Genomic DNA, 15,780 nt, shown 5'->3' on the forward strand with positions numbered 1-15,780 from the left:
CGACGGCGGCCCGGCGGACGGGGTTCTCCCGTCCGCCGGGCCGCCGCAGTCGGGCCGGGTGCCGCTCAGGACGTGCGCGTCCTCACGGGCGGAACTGGACCTCCTGCGGGTCGTGGTCGCTGGTCTGGTTCGCGTACTCCGAGTTCATGTGCACGACCTGGTAGACCGTCCCGGTCACGCCCCGGCTCACCAGGATGTGGTCCAGCACCTCGGACACGCCGTCGTAGTCGTAGGTGTACTGCTCGTCCACGGGCAGCTTGGTGATCAGGTCGGTGAGCAGCGCCGGGCCGCTGCCGTCCGCGGTGCCGGTGGTCAGCGACATCAGCGCCGGGCTGAACTGGTAGTCGTTCAGGTCGCCGACGACGACCACGTCCGCGTTCTTCTTGACGGCCAGGATCTGCTGCACGAAGTCGTGCACCACCTGCGCCTGCCCGGAGCGCTGCACCTGCGAGGACTGCTCCGGGTACTGGAAGCGTCCGTCCTGGTTCTGGTCGCCGAGCTTGGCGACGAAGTGGTTGGCGATCACGAAGACCGGCTTGCCCTGGAACTCGAACTCGCCCACCAGCGGCTTGCGGCTGGCCTCCCAGACCGGGTTCTGCGGGTCGATCCGGCCGGGCGAGAGGGTCAGCTGCGGCTGTCCGTCGACCTTGGTCACCGCGGTACCGGTGGTGCCGCGGTCGACGCCCGCCGGGCCGCGGTCCACGAAGGAGACCCGGGACGGGTCGAACAGGAAGACCACCCGGATGTTGCCGCCGGGCTGGCCGCCGTCCTGGTCGTTGACCGGGTCGATCTCGCGGTAGCTGTACTGCGGTCCGCCGGCGGCGGTGATCGCCGAGGTCAGCTTGCCGATCGTCTGGTCGGCGGCGACGGTGCCGTCGTCGGTCGCGCCGGAGTTGTCCTGGATCTCCTCCAGCGCGATGATGTCCGGCTCGGCGAGGTTGACCACGATGCCCTTGGCCAGCGCGGAGAACTTGGTGGCCGGGTCGGTCGGGGCCAGGTTCTCCACGTTGTAGGTGGCGATCGAGAGGTCCCGCGGCTTGGCGGCGGTGGCCACGACCGGGGCCAGGCCGGCCCGCTGCACGGTGCCCAGGCTGGAGGCCGCGAGCACGAAGCCGCCGTACTGGGAGTAGTCGACGGTGCCGACGGTGGCCCCGGTGAACTCGTCGCCGACGCTCACCTCCGGGTTGCCGCCGTCGTCGGCGACGACCTCCAGCCGTCCGGAGGGGGTGGCGTTCTCCGCGAGCAGTTCGCTGCCGCCGCGGTAGGTGGTGTCCTCGGTGGGCTTCACCGTGACGTACTGCTCGCCGTAGGAGTCGGACGGGCCGACCACCCGGGCGTTGTCGACCTCGACCCGCATGCCCTCGATCGACTCGTAGAAGTCGAGCACCGAGCGGCTCGGGGTGATCGGCGTGCTCTCGATGTTGCCGCCGCCCAGGTCGGGGGCGTAGGTGGCGGGCACGTTCGCGGCGCTGAGCACGATCGGCGCGGGCAGCGGGTTGCCGCTGCTGAGGGTGACCACGGTCGGGCCGGTCAGCTCGGTGACGCTGAGGTTGGAGGTGGTCGCCGTGGTGTCGCCGCTGGCCAGCGGGTAGTACTGCTGCACCTTGGCGGAGACCAGGACCGAGTCGCCGACCGAGACCGTGGGGGCCGAGGCGGTGTAGACGAAGACGCCCTCGCTGGTGGCCGGGTCGGCGTCGGGGTCCGGGTCCTGGATCCAGAAGCCCTTGCTGCCGCTGGTGCGGACGGCGGTGACCACGCCGGGCACGTCGCTGACGGTCTGTCCGTTCAGCGGCGAGACCCAGCTGGTGCCCTGGATGTCGTGGATCCGGACGCTGCCCGGTGTCGGCGTCGCGCTGGGGGTCGGCGTGGGCGTGCCGGATCCCGAGGCGGAGTCGCGCGGGTCGGGCGCGACGGCGGTGAAGTCCGCGCCGTTCTGCCCGGTGTCGGTGCCGACGGCGTCGCGGATGTCGGCCGTGGTGTTGCTGAGCAGCGGCGCGTCCGCGCTGCCCTGGTGGACCACCGCCGTGCCGTAGCCGACCAGGTCCCCGATGGTGCTGTCGGCCGCGCAGTCCGCGGCGGTCTTGCAGCTCAGCGGCGTCTGCGTGGTCACCAGGGCGACCGTGCCCGAGGTGCCGCTCAGGTTGATCGCGCCGGTGGCGTCCGGCGTCGGCAGGTCCGCGGTACCGGCCGCGCCCGCGGCCTCCTGCACCAGGTAGTAGCCGCCGGGCGCGATGGAGCCGGTGAGGGCCGTCGTCTGCCAGGTCGTGCTCGCCCCCGGAGCCGCCGAGAGGTACTGCACCGACCAACTGCTCAGGTCCACCGGGGCGGTACCGTCGTTGCGCAGTTCGATGAAGTCGTTCTTCAGCGTGGCACCGGAGTTGCCACCGCCGCCGTAGACCTGGCTGATCACCACGTCCGGGGACGGCGCGGCCCCCGCCGAGGGCGCGAGGGCGACGGCGGCGACCAGGCCGCCCACCGCGAGCGTGGCGGTCAGCAGCCGGGAACGGGATCTGGACACGGTCCTCCTAGACCTAACCCTCCACCCGGGGGTCGGGTGGAGGCACCGAGGTTCTGAGCGACTGTCAGGGGCCAGGATGGGCCATTGCGGTGAACCAGCCATGACGAACGGGAAGACTGCTCCCACTGTTTTTCTTCGGCCAGATGTCCTCGCAGGTGGGAGGCGGTCTACGCGGGTGGCATCGGAGCCGGTCGGCCGGCTCCGCGTGGTCGGCTAGAGCGAACGGCTGATGGCCACCCGTTGGATCTGGTTGGTGCCCTCGATGATCTGGAGGAGTTTCGCCTCCCGCATCCAGCGCTCGACCGGGTGGTCCTCGACGTAGCCGTAGGCGCCGAGCACCTGGACCGCGTCCAGCGTCGCCTGCATGGCGGTCTCGGTGGCGAACAGCTTGGCCTGGGCGGCGGCGGTGGAGCAGCGTCCGCCCTGGTCCTTGGTCCTGGCCGCGTCGCGGACCAGGGCCCGGGAGGCGGCGATCCGGGTGGCGGTGTCGGCCAGCGGGAACGAGACGCCCTGGAACTCGAAGACCGGCTGGCCGAACTGGTGCCGGCTCTTGGCGTACCGCACCGCGTAGTCCAGGGCGGCCTGGGCCAGGCCGACCGCGCAGGCGGCGATGGACATCCGGCCGACGTCGAACACGTCCAGGGCGATCAGGAAGCCGCGTCCGGGGCGGCCGATCAGCCGCTCCGCCGGGACCTGGACCGCGTCCAGCACCACCTGGGCGGTCGGCGAGGAGCGGGCGCCCATCTTGCGTTCCTTGCGCTGCGGCCGGATCCCCGGCGTCCGGGCGTCCGCGAGCAGCACCGAGATCCCGCGCGGGCCCGGGCCCCCGGTCCGGCAGTAGATGTTGTAGTAGTCGGCGATCCCGGCGTGGCTGACCCAGGACTTGGTGCCGGTGACGGTGTAGCCGTCGTCCCCGGCCGGGTCGCGGACGGCGGTGGTGCCGATCGCCGAGAGGTCGGAGCCGACCTCGGGTTCGGACATGCAGTTGGCGCCGAGCAGTTCGCCGCCGAGGAAGCCCGGCAGCCAGTCGGCCCGCTGCTGTTCCGAGCCGAAGGCCGCGAGCGGCAGGCAGGACAGGGTGTGCACGTTGATCGCCTGGGCCGGGACCAGCCAGCGGCGGGCGATCCGCTCCAGTACCTGCACGTAGACCTCGAACGGCTGCCCGCCGCCGCCGTACTCCACCGGGTAGGGCAGGCCGAGCAGGCCCGCCCTCCCCAGCAGCCGGAGTTGTTCGCGCGGGAACTCGCCCCGGGCCTCGTGCTCGGCGGCACGCGGCGCGAGTTCCCTGTCGGCGATCCGGTCGACCAGCTCGAACAGCGCCCGCAGTTCGTCGGGGTCCGAGGCGCGCGGGGCCGCCGTTGACCGGGGGGTTGCCATGGTCACTCCTCGGGGTCGGACGTCGGGGCCGGCTCGGGCCGCACCGCGGTGAGGTTCCTGACGTCGGGGATGGCGATCATGACCGCGATGGTGATCACCGCGATGACCGAGCTGACGACGAGCATCCGCGACTCGCCGACCTGGTCGGCGACGGGTCCGGCCAGGGCGCGGCCGATCGGGATGACGGTGATCGATCCGGCGATGTCGTAGGCGGAGACCCGGCTGAGCGCCGCCGAGGGGATCCTGGTCTGCAGCGAGGTGGACCACATCACCCCCCACAGCGCGAAGCCGGTACCGGCCACCGCCTGCGCCGCCATGATCGCGGGCAGCGGCCAGCCGAGGCCCGGCGCCAGCGGGTAGAGCGCGAAGGCGAACATGGCGGTCCCGCCCAGCAGCAGCGGACGCCGGGGCCGCAGCCGCAGCCCCAGCAGTCCGCCGAGGATGGTCCCGGCCCCGAAGGCGGAGGCCACCAGCCCGTAGCCGCGCGAGCCGTGGGACTGGGTGATCAGGGCCGCGCTCAGCGGCATCGCCGGGCCGAACACGCACAGCCCGTAGACCGCCCACACCGCGATCACCGACCACAGCCAGCGGCGGCTGCGGAACTCCTGCCAGCCCCGGCCCAGGCCGCGCCAGAGCGCGTCCCTCCGGCTGGGCCGGTCGAACCGCATGCCGCGCAGGCCGAACAGGCAGCAGGCGCTGGCGAGGTAGCTGGCGGCGTCGGCGGCGAAGACCTCGCCCGGGCCGAGGAAGGCGACCAGGGCACCGGCCAGGGCGGGGCCGAGCAGCGTCGACAGCGCCTCGGAGATCCGCAGCACCGCGTTGGCCTGCTGCACGGCCGGGGTCAGTTTCGGCACGACCCCGGCTATGCCCGGCTGGAAGAAGGCGGTGGCCACGCCGCTCGCCGCCATCAGCACCATGATCTGCCACAGCGCCGGGCGGCCGGTGAGCAGCAGCACCGCCACCGTCGACTGGGTCCCGCAGCGGACCAGGTCCGCGCCGACCATCAGCCGGATCGGGGTGAACCGGTCGGCGAGCACCCCGCCGAACAGCACCAGCAGCGCGGTCGGGCCCATCCAGGCGGCGAGGGTCCAGCCGACCCCGCTGGCTCCGTAGCCGGTGGCCAGGACGGCGGTGGTGAGCGCGACCATCAGCATGCCGTCGCCCAGCAGCGAGACGCTCCGCGCGGCGAAGAACAGCCGGAACCGGGTGGACCGCCAGGGGCCGGGTTCGGGGGCGGCGGTGGGCGCGACGGTCGCCGCGGCGGCGCCGGGTCCGGCGGTCAACGCCCGGCCTCCGGGTCGCGGCCTTCGCCCTGCGCCAGGACCGTCGTCCGCGACCAGTCGGGGCCGTCCGCGGTGCCGGGGTGATCGACCGCGTCGACCGCGTGGACGGTGTAGTGGCCGGGGGCCATCGCCGTGGGCCGGTCCACCAGCGCGGCCAGTACCGCCCGGTGCGCCTGTGCCGGGGTGAGGGGGCGGTCGGCCGGGCCGACGGCGATGTCGGCGGCCAGGGTGGCGCCGTGGTCGGGGTGCTCCTCGACGCGCAGCCGGACCGGCAGTCCGAGGGCCTCCTGGAGCAGCCCGGTGACCGTCGGCCGGTGGATCCAACTGCCGTCCACCAGTGACCAGTCCGGGCCGCGAACGGCCGCCCGGACGCCGGTGACCGCGGCCAGCGAGCGCATCGGCACGGGGCCCTCGGCGGCGGCCCGGAGCAGCGCCAGCAGGCCGACCGCGAACCCCTCGGCCTCGGTCCGGTCCAGCAGTTGCGGGTCCACCCGCAGCGACAGGTCCAGGGTCTCCCCGAAGGCATGGCACCAGAGCATGATCCGGACCGGGACGGCCTGCGCGGGCTCCCATTCGAGCGCCGGTTCGGCGGTCGGGTCGGCCCACTGCCGCGCGGTCAACGACAGGGCGCTGAGGTCGTTGAAGACGACGTCGCGGGTGAACCGGGTGCCGCGCCGGTGCTCGACCTCGCCGATGGCGTCCCACAGTTCGATCGCGTCGAACCAGCTGTTGCGGTAGGCGCCGAGCAGGCTGCCCTTGGCCCGCAGCAGCAGGTCGTCGAAGGTCTCCGTGTCGGTGTCCAGGGCGAGCAGCGCGTCTTGGGCCACGGTGCCTATGTAGTCCGTGAGTTGGGGTAGGAAGCGGTTGGAGGAGAGGATCGCGCTGACGCAGCTGCGCTGCGCGGTGCGGTGCGCGACCAGGCCGCACCAGGCCGCCACCAGCACGGTGGTCGGCGACATACCGGTGCGTTCGGCGGCGCGGGCGAGGTCCTTGGCGGCCTGCCGGGAGCGGATCCACAGCTGCGGCAGCATCCGGTCCGTGGGCGCGGTGCGGTCCTCGGCGAAGGCGGCCTGCGGTTTCTCGGAGACGATCCGCCGCCAGTGCCGCAGTGAGGACTCGGACCGGCGGATCCCGGCCGGGGTGCGTTCGAACGCGGCGATGTCGATCGGCGCGTGGCTGGGCGGCGGCGGCAGTTCCTCGCCGCGCAGCAGCGCCTGGAACTCCTGGCCGAGCAGGTGCAGCGCGGTGGCGTCGACGGCGGCGTGGCAGGTGACCAGCGCGATCCGGACCGGCAGTCCGGCCCGGGTCACCACCGTGATCCGCAGCGGGAACTCGGTGGCCAGGTCGAACCGGGGGGCGCGCCGGGCCAGCGCGAGCCGGGCGGCGAGCGCCCCCGGATCCTCGCCGTCAGCCGTCTCGACGACCGCGAGCTCGATGCTGCCGTCCGGCTGCACCCGCTGGACCGTCGGCGCGCTGCCGGGAGTGTGCGGGTAGCGGGTGCGCAGCGACTCGTGGCGTTCGGCCAGGGCGCCGAAGGCCGCCGCGACCCGCTCCAGGGTCGCGCCCGACGGCACCGTCCAGACCAGGTGGTTGTTGATCTCCTCGGGTTCGTCCCGCAGGATGCAGCGGATCATATTGGCCTGGCCCATGGTCAGCGGGCCGGTTCTGGGCCGTCCGGCCCGGTAGCTCCGGGTGATCTGGCTGGTCGATGTCATGGTCGGCCTCCCTGGGGGCGCGCGGCGGTCGGGTCGGCGGTGCGGTCCGGGCCGGTCACACCGGCCAGTCCCGGGCCTCGGGCGAGGACCGGGCCACTCGCCGCACCGCGTAGTCCCAGTAGGAGCGGACGGACAGGTCGGCGTAGATGTAGTCCCGTTTCAGCTGGACGTCCTCGGCGGACGACGAGTGGTAGGGCAGTCCGGACTGCTCGGCGAGCAGTTGCAGTCGGCAGGCCCGTTCCAGTACCTGGGCGAAGACCGCCGCGTGGCGGACGCTGCGGCCGACCACCACGCCGCCGTGGTTGCGCAGCAGCACGCCGTTGGCGTCCCCGAGGCTGTCGGCGATCGCCTCCCCGGTCGCCTGGTCCAGGACGGTGTTGCTGGTCGCGGTGAACACCGCCAGCCGGTCCTGGAAGTACGCCCCCTCGTGCGAGACCGGGCGCACCGCCAGGTCGGTCGCGCCGAAGACCAGGGTGTGCGGGGCGTGGCTGTGGACGATGCCGTTGACGTCCGGCCGGGCCCGGTAGATCGCCTGGTGCAGCGGGAGTTCCGGCGGGGCCAGCGGGTCGACCGGGGCGTCGGGGTCGGTGGAGGCCGCGACGACCTGGTCCGGGGTGGCCTCGTCGAAGCCGCAGAGCGCGTTCTTGATGTAGAAGGTCGCCGAGCCGGGCATCCGGGCGGAGATCTGGCCCTGGTTGAAGTCGTCGTGGCCGTCCAGCGACAGCATCCGGGCGCCGACCGCGATCTGCGCGGCCAGACGGCGCAGCGGGGCGGGGACGGCGGGGCCGGTCAGGACGGTGGCGGGGCGAGCGGCGGGGCTGGTCACGGGGCTGGTCACGGTCCCTCCAGAATCGAGTCGAACACCTGGTGCATGGAGTAGCGGCCCGGCGCCGCCCGTCCGGCCCAGCGGACGGCCGCGAGCACCCCGGCCGCGCAGGCGTCCAGGCTGGTGACCGCGTGCCGGAGCAGCAGTGACTCGCCGCCCCGGGACCAGAGCAGGTCGTGGTCGCTGACCGCCGGGCCCGCGCGCAGCGAGGCGACGTCCGCCGCCGGTTGTCCGGAGTGCTGCTCCCAGGTCCCGGCGAGCGCGGTCACGGTCGCGCTCGGCCGGTGCGCCTTGCTGGTCGGATGCCGGTCCAGCAGGCCCGCCTGGCCGGAGAGTCCGGCCTTCGCCAGTCCGGCGTCCAGTGCCGCGAGGCGGCTGATCAGGCGGGTCTGCAGGTAGTTGCCGACGGTGAGGTTGACCGCCCGGACCACCGGTACCCGCCGCGCCAGCCGGTCCAGCGCGGCCTGTTGGACGTCGTCCAGGTCGGAGACGCACTCCACCAGCGGCAGCCGGTGCCGTTCGGCGTAGTCGATGGCCGCTCCGGCTCCGTCGTGGCCGCTGGCGTCGACCAGGACGGCGGGCACCGCGTGGGCCGACCAGCCGCCGGTCCGGGTCGCGGTCAGTCGGACCGGCAGGCCGTTCCGGGCGCAGGCCGCCGCGACCGCGGCGCCGAGTCGGCCGAGGCCGACGACGCCGACGGTGAGCGGAGCCCCCGGGTGCCCGGGCTCACCCACGGGTCTCGGCGAGCTGGGCGGCGACCAGGCCGGCGATGCCGTCGACGGTCGCGAAGCTGGCGATGTCGGCCTCCGGGTCGAGGTAGACGCCGAAGTCGTTCTCGATCGCGTCGATCATCCGGATGTAGGACAGCGAGGAGTAGTTGACGGCCTGGAGTGAGCCCCCGGCGGCGGCCAGCACCGCCTCGGTCAGGCCGCCCTCGGCGGATTCCACCACCAGTCGGCGGATCCGGGCGAGATCGGTGTCGGTGCTCGGGTCAGCGGTCATCGCGGGGGCCTCCTGAGTGCTCCTGCGGGGCGCCCGCAGGGGTGGGGTCGACGGGGGTCGGTGCGAAGAGTGCGGCGAGCTGGGCGGTGCGGACCTTGCCGGTGCTGCCGCGCGGCAGCCGCGGCAGGGTCCGGATCAGGGTGGGGGTCTGGTAGGCGGACAGCCGGTCGGCGACATGGGCGTGCACGTCGGCGAGCACGACCGGGGCGTCGGCTTCGAACACCGCGGCCACGGCTCCGGCGCCGTGCCGGTCGGGGACTTCGAGCACCACCGCGTCGCGGACCCCGGCCAGCCCGTCCAGGGCCGCCTCCACCGCGTTGGCGTCGACCTTCCGGCCGCCGACGTTGACCACCCGGTCGGTGCGGCCGGTCAGGTGCAGGCCGGTGGGTCCGAGGTACCCGGCGTCGCCGGTCCGGTAGTAGCCGTCCGGGGTGATCCGCTCGGCGAACGCGCCGGGGACGTTGAGGTAGCCGCTGCCCATGGACTCGCTGCGGACCTCGATCGGGGCGGGCGCCCCGGCGTGCTGCCCGGCCCGGATCTCGACCCCGGGCAGCGGCAGGCCCAGGCCGGACTCCTGGTCGGCTCCGGCGAAGGTGAGCGGGCCGGTCTCGGCGGCCCCGTAGTAGTCGATCAGCGGGACCCCGGACAGCTCGGCGAACGACCGCCGGGTGTCGGAGCGCAGCGGGGCGGCCGAGGAGACCGCCATCCGCAGGCTGCTGAACGCGTCCTGGTCGACCGGGCGGCGGACGAAGGACTCGTAGAGCGCGGGGAACGCCACCAGCCGGGTGGGCCGGGTGCGTTGCAGCGCCCGGGCGGCGCGCCCGGCCGTGGGCAGGCCCCGGTCCAGGTGCAGTTCCGCACCGGCCAGCAGCAGCGGGTTGAGGGCGGTGTTGAAGGCCAGGCCGTTGGCCGGGGAGGCGAGGGACAGGATCCGGTCCTGCCCGGTGAGCCCGGTCCCCCGGGTCCAGTTGGCGGCGGCGCGGAGCACCGCCGCCGCGCTGAACTCGATGCACTTGGGGGTCCCGGTGGAGCCGGAGGTGAACCGGCAGACGGCGGTGTCCGCGCGCAGCGCCGGGCGTCGGCGCGGACCGGTCGGCAGCGCCGTACCGGCGCCGGGCCACGGGGCCGCCGCCCGGCTGTCCGGCGGCGGTGCCGCCTCCGGGTCCTGGAGCAGCAGGTCCAGGCCGCACTCGTGGACGACGGCGGCCAGCGCGGCCGGTCCGGTGGCGGCGTCGAGCAGGAACGGCACCGCTCCGGCCCGCAGTACCGCCAGGTAGGCGAGGACGAAGTGGGCCGAGTTGCCGAGGGTGATGCCCACCCGCAGCCGGTCCCCGGTGACGGGTTCCGGCAGCCCGGCGGCGAGCCGCCCGGCGCGCTGGTCGAGTTCCCGGTAGCTGAGCGCGGCGTCGGGGTCGGACACGGCGAGGCGGTCGCCGTACTGCTGGAACGCCGCCCGTAGGGCCTGGTCGAGCGATCGGGGGTCGGTGTCGGGCCGGTGGTCGCCGGACTGCTGCTGCGTCCGGTCGGGGGAAGTGGTCACTTCTCGTCCTGGGCGTAGGCGGTCTGCATCCGGTCGAGCTTGGCCGTGCTGCCGTCGGCGGTGCCCAGCAGCAGGATGTACAGCACGTCCTGTTCCGTCGGGAGCCCGGCCAGTTCGGCCCAGCGGGCGGAGTCGAAACCGCCGATGGCGGTGACGGCCAGTCCGGCCCGGGTGGCGCCGAGGTAGAGCAGGTGGCCGAGGGCTCCGGCCCGGAAGAGCGGACCGACCGGGTGCCGACGGCCCCCGGAGTGCAGGCTGCGGCGGGGGGCGTGGAACAGCACCAGCGCCGCCGCGTCCCGGAGCTGCTGCTGTCCCATGCAGGCCGCGACCAGTTCGTCCGGGTCGACCGCGCCGGGCCTCGGCGGCGCGTCGGGTGCGGTCAGGTCGTACGCTCCGGTCGGCAACCCGTCCACGTCGCGGGCGACCAGGGTGGCCGAGAAACGTGGGTCGGCGGGCAGGTCGACCGGCAGCGCGGTGCGCATCCCGCCCAGGGCCCAGGTGAGTTGGTCGAGGGGGATCGGCCCCGGCCGGAAGCCCTTGGCCGATCGGCGCCGGGCGGCCAGCGCCCGGTTGTCCGTGCCGCCCACCAGCGGCGCGTGCGGGAGCAGCGCCGAGGAGCCGGTCAGCAGTCCGGCCGCCGGGAGCGGTCGGCCGCCGGGTGCGCCGTCGGTGTGGGCGTCGGCGCCGCCGGCCGGGATCGAGTCCCAGCAGGCCTCCTCCAGCCAGGCGACGGGGTCGCCGGTCGGTACGGCGGAGCGGTCGTCCTGGTAGCTCCAGCCGGTGTGGGTCCGGGCCGGGGCGCCCGGCCGCAGGCCGGAGACCCGGAGCACCGAGACCAGTTGGCGGCAGCGCGCGGCGAGCCGCAGCAGCTGGTCCAACGGTTCGGACAGCGGCGCGGACGGCGGTCCGACCAGCAGTTCGGCCCGCTCGGCCTGGTCCCCGGCCGCGAGCAGCAGGTGGGTCGCCAGGTGGCCGCTGTCCAGCTGGGTGTAGAGGAAGCCCCGGTCCCCGTACTTGCGCATGGACAGCCACGGCCGGGCCGCGACCAGCAGCAGGAACCCGCTTTCCGGGACCGGTCCGTGCGAGCGGGCCAGGGCCTCGGCCACCTCGCTCCCCCGGTGCAGCAGCCGCCCGGACCGGCGGACCGGGTCCAGCGCGTAGACGGCGGGCGCCGCGTCGTCGTCGACCACGGCATAGCACTCGTAGGGTTGGATCGCACCGGCCGAGGGGGCCGCGAAGTCGCCGTTGCGCGAGCCCAGGCAGGCGGTTTCGAGCAGGTGCTCCGCCTGGATGAGCCCGGCCGACCGGGCGGCCGCGAGCGGTTGCGGCGTGGCCGCCGAGGAAAGCGTCAGACCGTCCCAGAACGCGGGGCCGGATCTGCCGTACCGGTGCTCGGGGCCGTGACTGCGGCCGGTGAGCAGGGTCGCCGCCTCAAGCGGGCGTTGGTACGTCGATGTCATATCAGTGCCGTCCATTCCCCGGAGCGCCGTGAGCGGCGCGGGGAAGCGTGGACGAGTAAGTGGGGTAGGAGTCTGGCGTGCATCACGTGAGCCTTTCCTGAGTCAACCGGAGAGGAACGGTTCCATGAGCAGGGCCGTACAAGGAACTCTTACGCGGACGCTGAGCAGGCTAGGGGAGATCCGGATATTGGTCTAGGCCTTCTGGGTCGCCGCAGGCCGGGACCCCTGCGATCCAGCCGATCGTTCGCCCACCCCCGGCCCCGCCCGGACGACGGATCGTCACCAGACCTATCCGGCAACGGTATCTGACGTACCGTCATCCTGGTTTACCGGAAGAAATCAGCGCCGCCCCCGTTCGCTCTGTTCCGGCACTGTCGGATCGCCCCACCGGAAAGCGGAAGTTCGCACGCCATCGGGTCGGGCGGCCGAATCGGGCACGGCCCGGCCGCGCACCGCCGAACCGGGACACCTCCCCCGCGTCCGGCCCGGACCGCCGGGGGCGAACTGCTGCCCGCCGCGCCCGGCCCCGGGGCGGTACCGGCGTCACCGAATACGTCCCCCCATTCCCCCGGGGTGCGTTCTCGGCAGGTATTCCACCGCATCCCCTGGGGCTCCACCGCACTCCCTTTTCGTTTCCCACCCCACAGTTGACACCCGCTCGCCGACAGCGCCGCCAACTCCCGTCCAGTTCGCCGGACTTCACCGCCGAAGGGCGTCCCGAACCCGCTCCTGGCGCCGCGTCAATGGCCGGGAACAGCCGTGCTGTGCGCGGGTTCAGACGACCGCGATCCGGCCGGCCTGACGTCCAGGACGTCAGGCCGGACGTCAGGCGACGACCTGGTGTCCGGGACCGGGCGCGGCCATCGTCGTCTGCGCGACGGTCCCCGCCCGGCGTCACGGCCTGGCGAAGAACAGGAGTACCGCGATGAGCGCAACCACGCAGGTTGAGATCCACTAGGCCCGGCCGGGCGACCTCGTGGTCTTCGGCAACGCCCCGGGGACGCACGTGGTCGTCCTGCTGGAGAGCGGGGCGAACGGCCTCAGCGCGATGTGCGTGTCGCACGGGCAGGAGAACGACCCGCCCCGTCGGTCCCGCAGGATTTATCACCCCGGTCGGGGCTGGAGTGAAGTCTCCAGCCCCGACCCGCGTCAGCGCTTCCCGGTGTGGCCGCGCGGCTTGGGCGGGCAGGGTTTGGGCGGGCACGGTTTCGGCGGGCAGGGCGTGGGCGGGCACTCCTTGGTCTCCTTGACCGTGATCGCCACGCACGGGCTGCCCCGGTCGAGCTCGACGGCGGTCACCGCCGGGTCCGGCAGGTCGTAGCCGGCGGGCGCGGAGACCTCCCGCCAGTAGTAGCTGCCGAAGGGGAGCCCGTCGGCGGAGCAGATCCCGTCGGCCGGGGTGGTGCAGGGGGCGCCGACCTCGGTGTCGGGGTTGGCTCCGGTGGTCTGCAGGCCGTCGACGCCGTTGGTCTCGCGCCAGAGCTGGAAGACGGCACCGGCCAGCGGCTCGCCGGTGGCCGAGTCCACCTTCTGCACGCTGGTCGAGGCGGTCGTGTGGACCGCGGTCCTGGTGTCCCCGACGGTGACCCGGGCGTTCTGCCCGTCGCTCGCCAGGACCACCTGGCTGACCGCGGGGTCGGGCAGGTCGTAGCCGGGAGGCGCGGCGGTCTCCTGCCAGTAGTACGTCCCCAGCGGAAGGTCGCCCTCCGCGCAGACGCCGGTGGCCGGGGTGGCGCAGGGGGCGCCGACCCGGGTGTCCGGGTTGCCGCCGGTGGCCTGGAGGCCCGGGACGCCGTTCGACTCCCGCCACAGCTGGAAGGTCGCGCCCGCCAGCGGCTGCCCGGTGTCGGCGTCGACCTTGGTCACGGTGGTCGACGCGGTGGGCGTCGGCGGGGTGCCGCAGTCCGGGAGGTCGCCGTTGAAGGGGTAGGCGTGGAACTCGGTGCCGGTGCCGCCCGAGCCGCCCGAGGTGTGCGTCAGCGATCCGGTGGTGAAGAACCTGCCGTTCACACCGGGCATGTTGACGATCGCGGAGCTGCCCGGGTTGCCGACCAGCACGCTTCCCTGGAACTGCCCGGTGCCGGTGAGCGTGAGGGAGGTCGCGGTGGGGACGTTCCACAGCAGCCGCTCGCGCAGCTTGTTCCACGGGGCGCTGTCGCTGAGGTCGCCGCTGAAGGTGCTGATGGTGCGGGCGCCGCCGACCAGGTTGACCAGCACCGTGGCGTTCGCCGGGATGTCCGCGAAGGCGACGCCCTGCGCTCCACCGCTGGACGAGGTGAGGTCGAAGTCGACGTTGAAGACCTGGAGCGCGGAGACGCCGTCACCGGTGAACAGGGTCTGGTATCCGTCGTTGACCGCCGTTCCGGTGGCGGGGCGGGGCGCGCCGATCCCGGCGTAGCACGCGCTGGCCGCCTGCAACTGGCCCCGCAGCGGGGAGTACCCGGCGACCGCCTGGCTGTCCTGGACCGGTGTGCCGATGATGGTGCCGGAGGCCGTTCCGGCGTAGCGGACCACGCCGTCGTCGGCGAGCAGCCGCTGCCCGGCGGCCACGGTGACATTGCCTCCGGCGGTGAGGAAGTCCGCTCCGTCCGGCGGCGGGACCCGGGAGCCGACGCCCGCGATCCCGATGTTGTAGGCGGCGCTCACCCCGACGGCCTTGTCCTGGTCGAAGTTCCCGAGGGTCACCACATGGCCCTCGGCCTCCGCGGCGGAGCCCCGGACGTCGAAGTCGCCGCCGACGAAGATGTTGACACCGGCGTCGCGGCCCGCGAAGGGACCGTTGTTGACCGGTGGGAAGGTCGCCGGACACTCGGCGCCGAGGCAGGGCCCCAGGCCTCCGGGGAGTCCGGCCGCGGACGCGGCCGACGGTGCGACGAGCGACAGGCCGAACGGGACCAGCGTCAGGGCCAGGGCGGAGCTGAACCGTCGTCTCCAGAAGGCGGCGCTGGTCACAGGGTACTGACTGGATTTCACCTCGGTCCTCTCACAGCGTGAGAACAATGGAACGCTGGAGATTCCCGGGATCGGGGCGATCAGAGACCCTCGGGCGGCAATTTCATCCTATTAGCATGCTGGTCCACCCGCATGGCACAGGCCCGCGCGGCACAGGCCCGCACGGTCGGGCTCGTTCGGTCAGGGCCGTTCGGTCAGGGCCGTTCGGTCAGTTCGCCCTCCTTCTCGTCGTGCAGCGCCCCGGTCTCCGGGCACTCCCAGACGCCGGGCTCGCCCTGACGTTCGACCAGTCGTACTCCTGCGCGACCGACCCAGCCGATCCTGCGCGCCGGGACCCCCGCCACCAGCGCGAAGTCGGGGACGTCCCGGGTGACCACGGCCCCGGCCGCGACCAGGGCCCAGCGGCCGACCGAGACCGGTGCCACGCACACGGACCTGGCGCCGAGCGAGGCCCCCTCGGCGACCCGGACCGCCACCGGCTGCCAGTCGCCGCCGCGCTTGAGCCGACCGGCGGGGTCGACCGCGCGCGGGTAGTAGTCGTTGGTGAGCACCGCGGCCGGGCCGACGAAGACCCCGTCGCCGAGCTCCGCCGGTTCGTAGACCAGCGCGTAGTTCTGCAGCTTCACGTTGTCGCCGATGCGCACGCCCGGTCCGACGTAGGCGCCCCGGCCCACCACGCAGCCCCGGCCCAGCACCGCCTCCTCCCGGATCTGCGCCAACTCCCAGACGGCGCTGCCGTCGCCCACCCGCGCGGTCGGGTCGACCTGGGCGGTGGACTGGATCACTGTGCTCACGGCGTCGGACTCCTCGACTGGGGGTGTGCGGACGGCGAAGGCCGATCCTAGGTGCTGGTGGTCCATCAGAAGCGGTTTACCGCAGTCCCGTTGTCCCGTATCGGACAGCTGTCCGGATTCCGGTGGGCGATCCGGCCGAAACCCCGCACAGCGTCGGGGGTTTCGCCAAAGCGTCGATCCACGGCCATCTTCCGACTTATCGTGTACCTGTACGCTCCACGCTGAACGCACAGAGCGACAAGTGACATGCGGTCACATCAGGGGGGTCGTACCTGGTGGTGGCCTGGTCCGCGGGGTCGGAGGGGAGACCGAC

General features: G+C 73.5%; 11 protein-coding genes. All 11 read right to left on the reverse strand.

The window, feature by feature from the left end; translation table 11 throughout:
- Positions 1–82: 82 nt before the first annotated feature.
- The 11 genes from GXP74_RS27865 to GXP74_RS27915 all read right to left on the reverse strand — a co-directional run bounded on the left by GXP74_RS27865 (position 83) and on the right by GXP74_RS27915 (position 15,467).
- Positions 83–2,518 carry a lamin tail domain-containing protein gene (locus tag GXP74_RS27865; RefSeq protein WP_225448242.1) on the reverse strand — a complete coding sequence of 812 codons (2,436 nt, stop codon included), beginning with the start codon at positions 2,516–2,518 and terminating at the stop codon, positions 83–85.
- A 213-nt stretch (positions 2,519–2,731) separates the two neighbouring features.
- Positions 2,732–3,895, reverse strand: coding sequence for an acyl-CoA dehydrogenase family protein (locus GXP74_RS27870; RefSeq protein ID WP_182453994.1), 1,164 nt, complete (start codon positions 3,893–3,895; stop codon positions 2,732–2,734).
- A 2-nt stretch (positions 3,896–3,897) separates the two neighbouring features.
- Positions 3,898–5,178 (reverse strand): MFS transporter, encoded by a 1,281-nt coding sequence (locus tag GXP74_RS27875; protein WP_182453995.1) that lies wholly within the window; start codon positions 5,176–5,178, stop codon positions 3,898–3,900.
- Positions 5,175–6,893 carry a condensation domain-containing protein gene (locus GXP74_RS27880; RefSeq protein ID WP_182453996.1) on the reverse strand — a complete coding sequence of 573 codons (1,719 nt, stop codon included), beginning with the start codon at positions 6,891–6,893 and terminating at the stop codon, positions 5,175–5,177. The genes GXP74_RS27875 and GXP74_RS27880 overlap by 4 nt, the downstream gene beginning before the upstream one ends.
- A gap of 55 nt (positions 6,894–6,948) precedes the next feature.
- Positions 6,949–7,731, reverse strand: coding sequence for a class II aldolase/adducin family protein (locus GXP74_RS27885; protein WP_225448243.1), 783 nt, complete (start codon positions 7,729–7,731; stop codon positions 6,949–6,951).
- Positions 7,728–8,453, reverse strand: a complete 726-nt coding sequence (locus tag GXP74_RS27890; RefSeq protein ID WP_182453997.1) for a dihydrodipicolinate reductase C-terminal domain-containing protein — start codon at positions 8,451–8,453, stop codon at positions 7,728–7,730. Before GXP74_RS27890 ends, GXP74_RS27885 begins: the two co-directional genes overlap by 4 nt.
- The gene (locus GXP74_RS27895) at positions 8,446–8,721 is read right to left on the reverse strand and encodes a hypothetical protein (protein ID WP_182453998.1); all 276 of its coding nucleotides are present in this window, start codon (positions 8,719–8,721) and stop codon (positions 8,446–8,448) included. The genes GXP74_RS27890 and GXP74_RS27895 overlap by 8 nt, the downstream gene beginning before the upstream one ends.
- On the reverse strand, positions 8,711–10,261 hold the full coding sequence (locus GXP74_RS27900) for a class I adenylate-forming enzyme family protein (protein WP_182453999.1): 1,551 nt from the start codon (positions 10,259–10,261) through the stop codon (positions 8,711–8,713). The genes GXP74_RS27895 and GXP74_RS27900 overlap by 11 nt, the downstream gene beginning before the upstream one ends.
- Positions 10,258–11,721, reverse strand: a complete 1,464-nt coding sequence (locus GXP74_RS27905; protein WP_182454000.1) for a nitroreductase family protein — start codon at positions 11,719–11,721, stop codon at positions 10,258–10,260. The genes GXP74_RS27900 and GXP74_RS27905 overlap by 4 nt, the downstream gene beginning before the upstream one ends.
- A 1,149-nt stretch (positions 11,722–12,870) precedes the next feature.
- Positions 12,871–14,673, reverse strand: a complete 1,803-nt coding sequence (locus GXP74_RS27910) for a choice-of-anchor A family protein (RefSeq protein WP_225448244.1) — start codon at positions 14,671–14,673, stop codon at positions 12,871–12,873.
- A 194-nt stretch (positions 14,674–14,867) separates the two neighbouring features.
- Positions 14,868–15,467: an acyltransferase gene (locus tag GXP74_RS27915; protein ID WP_182454002.1), complete on the reverse strand. Its 600-nt coding sequence runs from the start codon at positions 15,465–15,467 to the stop codon at positions 14,868–14,870.
- Between the last annotated feature and the right edge of the window lie 313 nt (positions 15,468–15,780).

Source organism: Streptacidiphilus sp. P02-A3a, from assembly GCF_014084105.1.
In the GTDB taxonomy this organism is placed as follows: domain Bacteria; phylum Actinomycetota; class Actinomycetes; order Streptomycetales; family Streptomycetaceae; genus Streptacidiphilus.

Excerpts from the sequence above, each read along its gene's own strand:
- GXP74_RS27880 (WP_182453996.1), bottom strand. The coding sequence starts at position 6,893 with ATGACATCGACCAGCCAGATCACCCGGAGCTACCGGGCCGGACGGCCC.
- GXP74_RS27895 (WP_182453998.1), bottom strand. The coding sequence starts at position 8,721 with ATGACCGCTGACCCGAGCACCGACACCGATCTCGCCCGGATCCGCCGA.
- GXP74_RS27870 (WP_182453994.1), bottom strand. The coding sequence starts at position 3,895 with ATGGCAACCCCCCGGTCAACGGCGGCCCCGCGCGCCTCGGACCCCGAC.
- GXP74_RS27905 (WP_182454000.1), bottom strand. The coding sequence starts at position 11,721 with ATGACATCGACGTACCAACGCCCGCTTGAGGCGGCGACCCTGCTCACC.